The sequence below is a fragment of the Comamonas odontotermitis genome (assembly GCF_020080045.1).
Lineage (GTDB): Bacteria > Pseudomonadota > Gammaproteobacteria > Burkholderiales > Burkholderiaceae_C > Comamonas > Comamonas odontotermitis.
Genome location: NZ_CP083451.1, coordinates 2,403,330 through 2,415,457, shown reverse-complemented (window position 1 = coordinate 2,415,457; position 12,128 = coordinate 2,403,330). Strand labels below are relative to the sequence as shown.

Here is a 12,128-nt window from a genome sequence, read left to right as displayed (position 1 = left end):
CCCCCTGTAGGGTTGGACGCTTAATCCCTCCCAATTGAAACTGCCTCCATGACGAAGCAGGCAGTCGATATTAGCTCTCAGACTTGGCGGGCAGTTCAACAGTTCGCTGAGGGACAAATTGCCATTCTGAGAGAGAAGAACGATTCGCCTGTGCTGGATGCAATAGCCACTGCAGAGATGCGAGGGCGAATTGCAGCCTTTAAGTCACTACTGGCTCTGGCCAATAAGCCTGACCCGGAATTGAGCACCAACGTTGGGCCAACCTACTGACCTTGGTGGAAGTGGATTTAAGGAGTGCATGACGCATGGACGAGCAGCAACAGGAGCTAGCAGCGTTTGAACGTGGATTTGCTGAGGCTAGTGGACTTGAGCCCCCCGCACCGGTTACGCCGGTAGCCGAGGTCCCTCAAGAGCCTGAGGTTGAGGCAGAGCCGCAGGAGCCTGAACTACAGCCTGAGGCATCAGATGCTGAGGAAGCTAACAAGACCGGTGAAACGCCAGTTGAGAAGCTTCCTGCAGAAGATGACCCCGAGTTGTTTGAAGGCTTCAAGCGCAGTGAGCTAAAGCGCCTGGTTGAAAGCGCATCTGAGGTGGAAACGCTCAAGCAGCGCCTGCGAAGGGCTGAGGGGAAGGTGGGTGAGCTGAATGGCCGCCTGCAGCAGCAACCACCAGCTCCACAGGTTCTGGCATCGCAACCAGCAGTTGTATCTGTTGAAGATTTGCCTGAAATCAAGCAGCTTGAGCAGGACTATCCGGATGTGTACCGAGGCATCCAAGCGTTAATTAAGTCGCAGCAGCCGCAGCCTCTGGCAGCCCCGCCCGTCGCGCCGCAAGAACCAGTGGCCACTGGTCAAGTGGTGGCGCAGGCCGAGCCAGACCAGATGTTCATCGAGCTTGCTGTGATGGATCGCACTCAACCAGGGTGGCGTGAAAAGGTGCAGTCACAACCATTTGGTTCGTGGCTGGCTGCGCAAGGGGATGAAACACGGCAGGCGTTTCAGGCGGCACAAACCGCCGAAGCACTCGCCTCTGTGGTGAATGGATACGACAAGTGGGTTGCTGGGAGGCAGGAAGCAGCTGACAAGGCGGCAAAAGGTCAACAGCGACTGCAGCGTGCCGTTACGCCAACAGGCTCTGCCCAGCGTCCCCAAGCCGCGCCTACAGAACAGGAAGCAATGGAAGCTGCGTTCAAACGCACTTTAGGGCAATAGCCCAACAAGGAGTTAAATCATGGCTCAATTCAAGACAACTGCTCCAGCGGAGCGAATTGGCAAACTGAAGGGTGAGATCCTGGCGCACGCTGTTGGCGTGGAAGTGCTGGGCATCACTGGTGTTCAGCGTGCCATCCCCAAAAACAACGGCCGTACGGTCGTTTACCGCCGTTACCTGCCTTTTGGCGCGGCAAATACGGACTGGAATACGCGTAACCGCCCGGTGGTGGATGCCGTTGCCCACGAGTTGACCGAAGGCGTAACGCCTGCAGCTGACACGCTGGTGCCACAGGACATCACCACAACCATCAAGCAGTACGGCTGCCTGTATGAGTTGACCGACCAGGTGGTGGATACCTACGAAGACGACGTGCCTGCTGAAATGAAGAAGCAGTGCGGCGAGCGCGTGGGCCTGCTGCGTGAAATGATCCGCTATGGTGTCATCAAGTCTTGCACCAACGTGTTCTACGGTGGCGCTGGCTCCAGCCGTGCCACGGTGGACGGCAAGATTTCTCTGAACACCTTGCGCAAGGTCAGCCGCAACCTGCAGGCGAACCACGCAAAGCGTGTGACGGGCATTCTGGCCCCCAGCGTGGATATCGCTACCAAGCCGGTGGAAGCCAGCTATCTGGTGTTCGTGCACTCGGACGCAGAAGCTGATATCCGCGATCTGCCTGGCTTCGTGCATGTCAGTGCCTATGGCAGCCGCAAGCCGGTCCATGCGCAGGAACTGGGCTCTTGCGAGAACTTCCGCTTTATCACCAGCCCTGAGCTGGCACCCTATCTGGGTGCAGGTGCTGACATCGGCTCCACGGGCCTGATGGGAGCCACCAAGGTGGACGTATATCCGTTCATCGTGGTTGGTGAGGATGCCTGGGGCCAACTGGCTCTGCGTGGTTCCGATGCGGTGGATCCCACTTACATCCCCCCTGGCCAGAAGGACAAGAGTGATCCCCTGGGCCAGCGCGGCTATGTGGGCGCCAAGTTCTACATGCAGTGCACGCTGCTCAACGAAGGCTGGATGGCCTTGATTGAGGCAGGTGTCTCCGCCCTGTAATGGGCACGCCCGGCGCTCCATGAGGGTGCCGGGCATTTTCAACTGACTGGACAAGCACAATGGCAACACGCAAACAAATCGATGCAGACTCGCAATTCCTGGGGGCGGAGGAAATTCGCACCGTGGGCGAGATCGGAGGCCATGCAGGTATCGATGTGGTCGACAAGCCCATGCCGAAGAAGGCCATCGATATGGAGGCGTTCATGAACGAGAGGGTAACCATCATGGTCAACCCTCCCAATAATGCTGATGAACCTTTGCTTGTTCAAGTTGGTGTGAATGGCGTCAACCAGTTCATTCCACGAGGTGAGCCCGTCCAGGTGAAGCGCAAGTATGTGGAGGTTCTGGCCCGATCCAAGCGTACCGACTTTGCTCAGACCCTGGACGAGCGCCTGGGTGAGCAGGGTTTCAACAAGTTGCGTTCCATGCACAGCCTGCGTTTCCCCTTCAGCGTCATGAGCGACCCCAACCCCAACGGCGGCGCATGGTTGACTGGTGTGCTGGCAGAGGCGCGCTAAGGCACGGCCATGAATCTCCAAGAGCTGATCGCCGCCTATCGTGCACAGAGCAAGGACTCTTGTGAGCCATTCCTTGCCGATGACGGGCTTCTGACTATCTACGCCAATGAGGCGCAGGTGGAGGCATGCCGGCGTGGGCAACTCTTGGTAGGAACAGTCTTTGTTGAGGCAAAGGCTGGTGCAGAAGATGTGGCCTTGCCAGCGAACGCCATTCGCGTGATTCGTGCATCTGTTGGTGGCCAGCCATTGGAGGGGATCACCGCTGATGGGATGGACACCATTTTCTGTGGCTGGCAGGACCATGGCAATCGCGCTCAGCCGCGGTATTTGGTCTCGGGAATCAATACCAGCAAGCTCAATCTTTGGCCTAGGCCGGATGTGGACTGTAGCATTCGCCTGACACTGCAGCTGCTTCCTTCTAAGCGCTTGGCAAGCCTCACCAACGATTCGCCGGAAATCCGCCCTGAGATGCATCCCGCCCTAGTCGAATGGATGCTCTACAAGGTCTACAGCCAGACCGATTCTGATCTCTTTGACCCATCCAAGGCTGCCTTTGCCCTTGCCAACTTCGAAGCCGAGTTTGGGCGCAAGTCCAGCGGCCGTAACGAAACCTGGGTACGCCAGGGCGATGGATTGATGCCTGGACCAATCGCATAAGGTTCACATGGCTTCCAACCCACCTCGCAGCCTCATCGACTCCATTCCGTTCGACAACTATGCTTCGCCTCAGGCGCAAGCACCCGTTCCGGATGGACTTGTTGCGCGTCTGTTTGGCGCTGGCCAAAGCAATGCGGCGCCGAGAGCGCCTGCGCGCTCCCTGATCGACGCGGCTTTTGCCAATGAGGTGGAAAAAGCCACCTCGCCTCAAGTCGCATCTGGCATTCGAGATCTCGCTGGGCGCAGCCTGGCTTCCTTGGCCGGTGCGCCCGTAGATGTGACTGCCATGGCGATGGCCCCTATGGGATACCAGCATCCTGCTCCAGTAGCCGGTTCAGAATGGATTGGTAAGAAGCTTGAGGATGTTGGTGCAATCTCCACTGAGCGTCGGCCTGCTGCAGAGCTTCTTGCCAATCTCGCTACCCCAGCGGCATTGCCCAAGAGTCTCGCCATGATGGCGGCCATGTCCCCAGAGGGGAAGACTCGGTTGTTGGCTGACCTGACTGCTGGAAAGGGGAGCGGGACTTATCGGCTGGGGGATGTGACTGAAGGGCAGGCTAAAGGCTTGAGCCAGCTTTTCGGGAAAGAAGCGCCAACACGCGATGTGCACATGACTGATGCCGCTACAGAGCATCTCTTGGCTGGTCGTATCAACAAAGACGGCTTTGAACCAGCAGACGTGACTAAGTTTGCAGAAATGGCAATGGCCAATCGTGCGCGCCCAGACTTGAACGTGGCCAAGCAGGCGCAGAATCCATCGCTTTTGAATTCTGGCGTGAGAGATCCGGTATCTGGCCGTACCTTCGATGCACGCATGCCCTTGCAGCAGACAGAGAGCGGCTATGAGGTCCGCACAGTGGTTCCTGAGGGATTGAGGGCCAGAAACGACAAAACCCCGAAGCGTTAGCAATCGGGGCTTTGCGGGCCTTCTAGGAGGGGGTGGCGCCGATTTCCACCTCTCGTACTTTCACAGTCCTTGCGAACTGCCATTAACACTGCACAACCTAGCTAGCACTGCCTGTCTGGGACACGGTGTCAATATTGTACCCCCTACAGGGTTAGACGTAAATCCCTCCTCTGTAGACACTGCAATCTGAACTATTAGAGGTGCAGGAATGGCAACGAATGATCAACGCCAGAGTCTTATTGATCAGATCCCAATGGATGACTATCGAGCGCCGCGGCCAAACTCGTTCGGAGATGCTGCGGCAGCCTCTAAGCCTGGAATGGTGCAGGTGGCTATGGCCTCGCCTCCAAAGCCTCCCTCAGCCCCTGCAACGACTCCAGCTGCCAGCCCTGTAGCAGGCCCATTGCAGCGAAACGTCACCAATAGTGGCGTTGCAAACCCCCAAGCGCCTGCGCCCGTTCAAGATTCGCTGGTGAGCCGTGCTTTTGCAGGGACTCCACAGTCCAACAAGGTGAGCTTCGACCCGACCACGAATACCTACAGCGGTGGAAACGTGGGAGGCGATGTCTCAATAAATGGTGCAAGTCCAGGCTCTCCTGGCATGGGTGGCGGGCTGGTTGCGCGGGCTTTTGACACTCCTCCTGCAGCCGCAAAGCCTCCTGCCGGCCAGTCTCTGATCGACCGGGCGTTCAGCATGCAGCCGCAGCAACAGGTACCGCAGTTCAATGCACCACAGGTAGCTCACAGCGGCAATGACTGGGAAGCTCGCAACAATCTGCGCAACTTGGAGGTATCTGCCAGCTCGATCACGAACAACGGCGGCGCATTTGATTCCCGTCGTGGCCGGATCAATGGGCCCTCACTCGCCCAAGCGGCCTTCCAGGATGCCGCCCGCGCGGATCTGTCGGCCCGGGCGGAACAACCACGCCTCGATATGGCTACCAACCAGGTCAACGCAGGCCTGCAGCGGGAGGGGATGGAGCAGCAGGGTAACCAGCAGCGCTCTTTGGTGCAGGCCATGTTGGGCCAGCAGGCGAACCAGACGGAGCTGCAGAAGGCGAACATTGCAGCAGACTCTGGCATGCAGCGCTCCATGATTGATGCTCTGGGATCCATTGAAGCGGCCAAGGAGAGGGCGGCAGCTGCCAGCCGTGCAAATGCTCCTGCAGGCTATCGGTTCAATACCAGCGGCGGGCTAGAGGCGATCCCTGGTGGGCCAGCGGACAAGAGTCAAGCGCCGCTCAATGATGTCCAGTCCAAGGCGCTGCAGTTCGGCAGCCGTATGCAGGAGGCCGACAAGACGCTATCGGATCTGGCCAATCAAGGCGTAAACCAGCCTGGGCTATTCAAGCGTGCAGCTGATGCCGTCGGTATGGGTGCAGCTGCAAATTGGACGCAAAGTGCAGAGCAGCAGAAGGTCGAGCAGAGCCAGCGGGACTTCATCAACGCTGTGCTGCGCCGTGAATCCGGGGCTGCAATCAGCGACGGTGAGTTTGCCAATGCCCGCCAGCAGTACTTTCCGCAGCCAGGTGACTCCCCTGAGGTAATCGATCAGAAGCTGAAAAACCGGGCCATCGCCACGGCTGGCATCAAGGCAGAAGTGCCTAATTCAGAGCAGCGAATTGGTCAGGTGGTGGGTGCTGGCAATGCAGCAGTAGCAGCCAACACCGGGAATGCTCAAGTCACAGAGCTTCAACGGCGCGCGGCATCTGATCCTGCCTTGGCGGCACGTCTGAAAGAAATGGGGTATTGAGATGGCAGCACCTGATTACTCTTCAATGAGCAACGATGAGCTGCTGGCCTCCCTGCCTCCCCGTAACCCAGCACCTGCTGTTGGGCCTGCAACATCCCAGGCTCCTACGCCATCGGTCCAGCAACCAGCGACGACCCCAGGTGTTTCGGCTGCTCCAGCTACAGCCGCCGGCCCGGACTATTCAAAAATGTCGAACGAGGAGCTGCTTGCTGGCCTGAAGCCTCGGAATGCTCCACCTGTAGAGGAAGCATCCATGGGCGACAAGGTGGCCCGTGGCCTGGGCCTGGGTGTGCGAAGTCTTGCGCAAGGTCTGGCCAGCGTTCCCGGGATGGTCACTGACAACCTGATCGCTAAGCCACTGAACGCAGCGGTCGACGCCGTGATGGGCGAGGGCAACGGGCCGCGCCTGCAGATGCTCAAGGAGGCAACGGGCAATCTGGCGACCCATGCAGGGCTACCGCAGCCAGAGACTGCCAGTGAGCGCATTGCACAAGACGTGGCGGAGGGCGGTGCCGGCGCACTTGCGGGAGTTTTCGGTGCAGGGCCACTCCTTGCAAAGAGTGCAGGCTCTGTAGCGCAGGGCGTTGGCGGCATGCTGATGGAGGCGCCGAAGTTACAAGCCGTCAGCGGCGCTGCCTCTGGTGCTGCATCAGGCATTACGCGCGAGAATGGTGGTGGGGAGGTGGCTCAGATGGTTGCCGGTTTGGCTGGGGGGCTGGCACCAACGGTTGGCAGTTTCGCAGGCAAGGCTGCACTTCGTGGCGCGGTTCGCGGCGGAGAGGCTGGCCGGCAGCAAATGGCTGACAACATCGACACTTTCGAAAAGGCCGCGGGGATTACCCCAACCCTGGGTCAAGCTACCCAGTCCCGTGCAATCCAAGCTGCAGAAACGGGGCTGTCCAGTGTTCCTGGTAGCTCCGGTTTTATGGCCCGCCGTGGAGAAATTCAAGCGAAGGCCCTGCAGGATGCCGTAGACGACATTACCAACAAGCTGGCTCCGAATGCCAACGGCTGGGGCGCGGGCGAGGCGATTGCCAAGGGCGTGGACACATTCAAGAACAACGTGAAAACCGTCCAGAAAAATCTGTATGGCAAGTTGGACGAGTTCATCCCTGCGCAAACACCAGTTCAGGTTGACCGCACCAGGGATGCGCTGGCCGCGCTGAACGAAGGCATTGCGGGCGCGCCTAGTCTGTCGAGATTCTTCAAAAACTCCAAGATCGGCAGCATCGAGCAGGCCTTCCTTAAGGATCTGGACAGCTTTGCCCAGGGACGGGTCAACCCCGGCATGCAGGGCATGGGTGTTGCGCCTCAGCCTGGTCAACTGCCTTATCAGGCGGTGCAGAAGCTGCGCACCATGGTTGGTCAAGAGATTGCTGACAACTCGCTGGTGGCAGATGTTCCGCGCTCGAAATGGAGAGCTTTGTACAGCGCTCTGAGCGATGATTTGGGTGGAGCAGCAGAACAGGTAGGCCCAAAGGCTCAGCAAGCCTGGAGCCGTGCAAACCAGTACACCAAATCCAGCATCCAGCGATTGGAGCAGCTTGAGGGCATCGTCAACCGCGATGCACCTGAGAAGATTTTCAAGGCTGCAACCAGTGGCCTGGCCGACGGTGGAACCCAGATTCAACGGTTGATGAAGTCCATGCCCGACGAAAACCGCCGCGAGGTCACTGCAGCTGTGCTCCAACGCTTAGGCCGCGCTCGGAACTCGGCTCAGGATGAGATGGGCTCGGCTTTCAGTCCTGAGACCTTCCTGACCAATTTGGCGGCAATGTCCGCCCCAGCGCGCAACGCTCTGTTCGCCAACTCCGGCATGCCCGGCCTTCGCCAGCGCATCGAGACCATGGGCCGGATGGCATCTCTTCGTCGTGATGGTGCTCAGGTGTTTGCAAATCCTAGCGGCACAGCACGCCAAACGTCGCTGATTGGGATGGGATCTGGACTCGCCGGAGCTATTGCCTCTGGGAACATTCCGATGCTGATGGGAATTGCGGCCACTCCAGTACTTGGCAGAGGCCTCGCAAGTGTGATGACCAATCCAGGATTCGTGAAGTCGGCAGCCCAGCGCACCCAACTGAACCCAGCGACCCCCGCAATCGCCCTAAACGCCGCCACGCAGTCGGCCCAGTCTGAGCAGCCGGTCTACTCCCGCAGATTGGACGCAGAGATGGCCGGTCTCCGCCAGCGCAAGAAGGTCGTGCAGGTGCCGGGCGGGTGGGCGGTCGCTAGCAGATAGAGAAATTTCGTAACTTAAATAGAGATCGACTATGAGTGTGGGGTAAGCAAATTTTGCTCATGGCTACTGTGTAACATGGCGTTGCAGGGACTGTCACTGACAGTCTTCGGATTCCTCATAAACGTCGGAGCAAACGTTGGCCACCAAAGCAAGCATTCTGCGCACCATCAGTTACCGGAGATGCGTAATTAGCCCGAAAAATGGACAAACATTGCAGCAATTGGTGGCGGCTGCCTTGTCAGTAAAATCAAAGCCAGCTGACAGATTGGAGCCTCTCAACCCGCAAAGTACTGAATTGAGGTGCATCGGACACCATGCAACGCTCAATAGATGTTTGTGCGGATACTTGACAGCCTTTGAGCGAGGCGCCTCGCAGCCGGTCATAGAAGACGATCCGTCTGCCGCGAGTCTCCGCTTGAGCATGTTGGCCCCCGCAAAGAAGGGCGGAGTCCAGCAGCAGTTTGTTCCTGGTGTTGTGTATTTTGCTATACATGGCAATCATGTTGCGCTTGTTCAGAGCGCGTCTTTGCGCGCAGCTGGCCTAGAGGCGCACTTGAGTTGGCTCCTGAAAGAGCGGACAAATCAATTGCCTGCTACATCCTCTTTTGCATTGTCGGATGAGGCTCAGAAGGCAACAAAGGAAAAAATTAAACGTTCGCATGTTAAGAAGATTGCATTTGGCCAGCCCATGATGGCTGAGGTGGAGATGCAAGCAGACCAGAGTTTTGGCGTCAAGAGCCAAAAAGGAGGCCAGAAGCCTGCGAAGTCAGCGACAAAATTTAGGCCGGTTGGGCCAGTGATGGACATGCTTAAAAGCTACTTCAATGACGAAGAATCATTTGAGAAGTTAGGATTGGACGGCGTGTTTGATGGAAATCTCGAACTATGGATAGAGATTCGCTATCCTTCTTACAAGCGATCTAAGGGGCAAGATGCAGTCGCACTTATGGACATGCTAGGTGTTGCCCTACGAGACATTGAGGCCGATCAGGTGAAACTAGAGCTTGAAGACGGTAGCAAGGTGCGCGGTCAAGAATTGAAGATTTCCTCGACTCTGGAGGTTGAGGTGCACGCTAACAAGCTACCTGATGAGCAGAAGTTATGGGATAGCATGGGCCAGTGGCTCACTTCACAGCTGGAAAACGGCGTGGTAGATCCATGAAAGAAAGATGCTGAAGATTTTCCGCTTGGTGATTCTGACTATGTCGCCAATTCTGTTTGGCTTGGCATGGTACGTGCTGCCTGAGTTGCTTGAGCCTGGTGCACTCAAGTGGTTGTCGGGAATATTCGCCTTTGCTTGGACCATTGAGTTCGTGGTTCTTCGTATGGTCGATGGCCTTCATACTTCAGTGTCATCGCTCTCGTCTCGAGAGCAGGAGCGGTTGGGTTATCGGCTCGAGGTAATTCGGGGGCGGATTTTCTGGATGGCAGGTATAGGATTGGCTTGTACCATTGTTGCTTGGCTGCTAGCAGTCTTGAATCTGCCTGCCACTTCAGTTCTCTATGCAGCAGCGTTTGGATTTCTACTTGGCGTTTGTTTATCCTATCTTGTATTGATGCCGTATTGGTATAAGGAAGTGCAGCACTTCCTTGAAAGCATACGATTACAGGCAGATATTGAGACTAGGAGAAAGACTGCACTAAAGGATTTGCGAGGCTGAACCATTCGCTGAACTCTGAGTCAAAAACCCGCTTCGGCGGGTTTTCTTTTACCTGGCGGTGGCCAAGGCAACAAAAAACCGCCCGAAGGCGGATGGTAGTAGCAAGCTACTTTGCATTCCTGCAATATGAGCACATGCACCGCAATGGTCTTTTGGGAGATGTTTGAGCGAAATAGGGTTGGTCTGGCAGAAGCCACTCGACCTTTCGCAGTGCCTTGAATCCAAATCTGCGCATGCTCAGTAGCTTGTGAGGATACATGTCTGCAATCTGTTCAAGGGTTGTAGCACCATGAGCAGCAAGAAGATTGCGAATATGCGTAGATAGATGATCTAGGGGGCTTCTCATGGAGTGTGCTTCTGGCTTGCCGCCTCAGCTACCTTTGCTCCGGAACCTTCGGCTCTGCTGGTTCTGAGTCATAGGCGGGAGTGGCTGGAGGCGCTGCTTTGGGTGTAAGGGTGACTTCCTCTAGGGGCCTGAGGAAGATCTCTTGGAGATCGCGCCAGAACTCAAGATGGCGCTTGTAAAGTAGTAGGGAGAACATATAGACCTCCGGTCTATTGCGGCGAAGCAAGATGGATCGCCTCGCCCCACAGTACTCTCTTTAATCCCCTAAATCCTGATTACACAAAGACTTACGCCTTGAGGTGTCTATCCGGCCAAGCCATCCATCTGTGGAGGTGCTACATGGTGGGTAAAAAAATGCCACCTCCGGGGTGGCAAAGCACTTACAGCAAAGCGCCTCCGCTCCCAGAGGCAAGGTGATGGTAGAGCGGTAGCGGGGAGGGCGCTTTGAGATGGGTCAAGGCGGCGAATATTTGCGCACAGAGTTATGCATCTTTGTCGAGGGGCGTAAATTCGATACCAAGGGCTTCACTGATGCTGCGGTTGGCTTTCTCATCACGCTCATCTTGTTTGGGAAGAAATTTCTTTAACGGTTCAATGGCCTTGAGAATCGCTTCTATATCTTCTCTATCTCGAATATTGCCTCCATTTTCAATGCGTTCGGTTGCTGCAAATCCATATTGTTCTACAGCATGAGCGAGCCAACGCAATCGGCGTTTGTACTTATTTCTGATAGAGCGCTTGATGTCTTTGGGTGAAGAGTCATTCATTGAGTGTTGTTCGAAGTAAATATATACGGCAATGTATCTCGAAGTTCCTATGGGATAAGCTGAACGATGCAGAAATGCTTCAAGCCTTCGCATTCGGCGTGTCCTCGTCCACCCGCACCCAGCAAAAAGCCCACATCAGTGGGCTCGTCTTGGGGGAGGGCGGGGTTAGTGGCCGAAGAAAATTTTTCCGAAGCCAAGTAGTACAAGCACTGCACACACTACTAGTCCAATGAGGCACAGAATTCCGAATATTCCATTGAATAGGAAAGCGCGTTCTTCCTTGTCTTTAATCCGCTGAGCCTCATTCCGCAGCAAACGCTCGGACTCGGCCATGGACATAGGAGGCTTGTACTTGTCAACCATGCCTAGCATATTAGCGCAAGTGCCCCAAAACCTCCTAATGCGGTGACGCACTGGCAGCCAGGGCCAGCCTTCCAAGTGCTTGGCAGCGAGAAAGAGGGCACCTTCAAGCTCGGATCGAGAGACATTGCGGTCGAGGCAGAGTCCTTCGCGCAGAACCCGACCTTTGACTGCTTGAAGCGCCTGAGTCAGTGGCCGGTCCGGTTTGATGCTCCCGGTTGCATAGCAAACCATTTCTTCTGCCACATAGGCTGCAACCTCGTCGGCCTCCTGCCTTGAGGTGAGCATGTAGCGGCCAGCATCGTCCGTGTAAGAGCGGCGGATATGCCTGCGGATGTGCTGCAGCCCAGGTTCACCAGCACGAATCCCATCGCTGATGTGACGCATGAAGTGCTTCCACTCGCTACCCATCAGTTGCCGGAGCCCGTGGTGGCCAACAGCTTCATGCACCAGCGCCTGTGCAAATGAGTCCATTGGCTGGGCGGCAACCAGGTGCACATCACCGCGCCAGTACAAACCGCGCGCGTCTTCCGGTGCTGGTACAGGCAAGTCACGGGCTGTCGGTGCAATGTGCACCTTGGGGCCACGGTGCCAGCGCGCAGTGAAGTAGTGCGAGAGGCTTGAAGCAAGTCTTGTGTTCATTTGGCTGACA

The 12,128-nt window shown here is 56.6% G+C and carries 12 protein-coding genes; 10 read left to right on the top strand and 2 right to left on the bottom strand.

The features are described 5' to 3' along the window. Nucleotides 1-48 precede the first annotated feature (48 nt). The 10 genes from LAD35_RS11170 (at nucleotide 49) to LAD35_RS11125 (ending at nucleotide 10,003) form a co-directional block, all read left to right on the top strand. Nucleotides 49-270, top strand: coding sequence for a hypothetical protein (locus LAD35_RS11170; protein WP_224149149.1), 222 nt, complete (start codon nucleotides 49-51; stop codon nucleotides 268-270). A 35-nt stretch (nucleotides 271-305) separates the two neighbouring features. Beyond that, complete coding sequence (locus LAD35_RS11165) at nucleotides 306-1,211, top strand: hypothetical protein (protein ID WP_224149148.1); 906 nt, start codon at nucleotides 306-308, stop codon at nucleotides 1,209-1,211. Nucleotides 1,212-1,230: 19 nt separating this feature from the next. Continuing rightward, entirely contained in the window at nucleotides 1,231-2,268 is a 1,038-nt protein-coding gene (locus tag LAD35_RS11160; protein WP_224149147.1) for a N4-gp56 family major capsid protein, read from the top strand. 59 nt (nucleotides 2,269-2,327) lie between these two features. Then, nucleotides 2,328-2,786, top strand: coding sequence for a hypothetical protein (locus LAD35_RS11155; protein WP_224149146.1), 459 nt, complete (start codon nucleotides 2,328-2,330; stop codon nucleotides 2,784-2,786). A 9-nt stretch (nucleotides 2,787-2,795) separates the two neighbouring features. Beyond that, nucleotides 2,796-3,443, top strand: coding sequence for a phage adaptor protein (locus LAD35_RS11150; protein ID WP_224149145.1), 648 nt, complete (start codon nucleotides 2,796-2,798; stop codon nucleotides 3,441-3,443). Between the two features lie 7 nt (nucleotides 3,444-3,450). Then, nucleotides 3,451-4,350, top strand: coding sequence for a hypothetical protein (locus LAD35_RS11145; RefSeq protein WP_224149144.1), 900 nt, complete (start codon nucleotides 3,451-3,453; stop codon nucleotides 4,348-4,350). Between the two features lie 472 nt (nucleotides 4,351-4,822). Beyond that, the gene (locus LAD35_RS11140; protein ID WP_224149143.1) at nucleotides 4,823-6,103 is read left to right on the top strand and encodes a hypothetical protein; all 1,281 of its coding nucleotides are present in this window, start codon (nucleotides 4,823-4,825) and stop codon (nucleotides 6,101-6,103) included. Nucleotides 6,104-6,356: 253 nt separating this feature from the next. Beyond that, complete coding sequence (locus tag LAD35_RS11135) at nucleotides 6,357-8,342, top strand: hypothetical protein (protein WP_224149142.1); 1,986 nt, start codon at nucleotides 6,357-6,359, stop codon at nucleotides 8,340-8,342. 136 nt (nucleotides 8,343-8,478) lie between these two features. Then, on the top strand, nucleotides 8,479-9,504 hold the full coding sequence (locus LAD35_RS11130; RefSeq protein ID WP_224149141.1) for a hypothetical protein: 1,026 nt from the start codon (nucleotides 8,479-8,481) through the stop codon (nucleotides 9,502-9,504). Between the two features lie 7 nt (nucleotides 9,505-9,511). Next, complete coding sequence (locus tag LAD35_RS11125; protein WP_224149140.1) at nucleotides 9,512-10,003, top strand: hypothetical protein; 492 nt, start codon at nucleotides 9,512-9,514, stop codon at nucleotides 10,001-10,003. Nucleotides 10,004-10,831: 828 nt separating this feature from the next. Here LAD35_RS11125 and LAD35_RS11120 read toward each other — a convergent pair. Both LAD35_RS11120 and LAD35_RS11115 read right to left on the bottom strand, forming a co-directional pair. Next, a complete protein-coding gene (locus LAD35_RS11120) occupies nucleotides 10,832-11,116 on the bottom strand; it encodes a hypothetical protein (RefSeq protein ID WP_224149139.1) in 285 nt (94 codons plus the stop codon). 165 nt (nucleotides 11,117-11,281) lie between these two features. Continuing rightward, entirely contained in the window at nucleotides 11,282-12,118 is an 837-nt protein-coding gene (locus LAD35_RS11115; protein ID WP_224149138.1) for a hypothetical protein, read from the bottom strand. Nucleotides 12,119-12,128: the final 10 nt, after the last annotated feature.

What these genes read in the sequence shown, in the direction of transcription:
- LAD35_RS11170 (WP_224149149.1), top strand. Translation starts at nt 49, where the DNA reads ATGACGAAGCAGGCAGTCGATATTAGCTCTCAGACTTGGCGGGCAGTT.
- LAD35_RS11165 (WP_224149148.1), top strand. Translation starts at nt 306, where the DNA reads ATGGACGAGCAGCAACAGGAGCTAGCAGCGTTTGAACGTGGATTTGCT.
- LAD35_RS11160 (WP_224149147.1), top strand. Translation starts at nt 1,231, where the DNA reads ATGGCTCAATTCAAGACAACTGCTCCAGCGGAGCGAATTGGCAAACTG.
- LAD35_RS11155 (WP_224149146.1), top strand. Translation starts at nt 2,328, where the DNA reads ATGGCAACACGCAAACAAATCGATGCAGACTCGCAATTCCTGGGGGCG.
- LAD35_RS11150 (WP_224149145.1), top strand. Translation starts at nt 2,796, where the DNA reads ATGAATCTCCAAGAGCTGATCGCCGCCTATCGTGCACAGAGCAAGGAC.
- LAD35_RS11145 (WP_224149144.1), top strand. Translation starts at nt 3,451, where the DNA reads ATGGCTTCCAACCCACCTCGCAGCCTCATCGACTCCATTCCGTTCGAC.
- LAD35_RS11135 (WP_224149142.1), top strand. Translation starts at nt 6,357, where the DNA reads ATGGGCGACAAGGTGGCCCGTGGCCTGGGCCTGGGTGTGCGAAGTCTT.
- LAD35_RS11125 (WP_224149140.1), top strand. Translation starts at nt 9,512, where the DNA reads ATGCTGAAGATTTTCCGCTTGGTGATTCTGACTATGTCGCCAATTCTG.
- LAD35_RS11120 (WP_224149139.1), bottom strand. Translation starts at nt 11,116, where the DNA reads ATGAATGACTCTTCACCCAAAGACATCAAGCGCTCTATCAGAAATAAG.
- LAD35_RS11115 (WP_224149138.1), bottom strand. Translation starts at nt 12,118, where the DNA reads ATGAACACAAGACTTGCTTCAAGCCTCTCGCACTACTTCACTGCGCGC.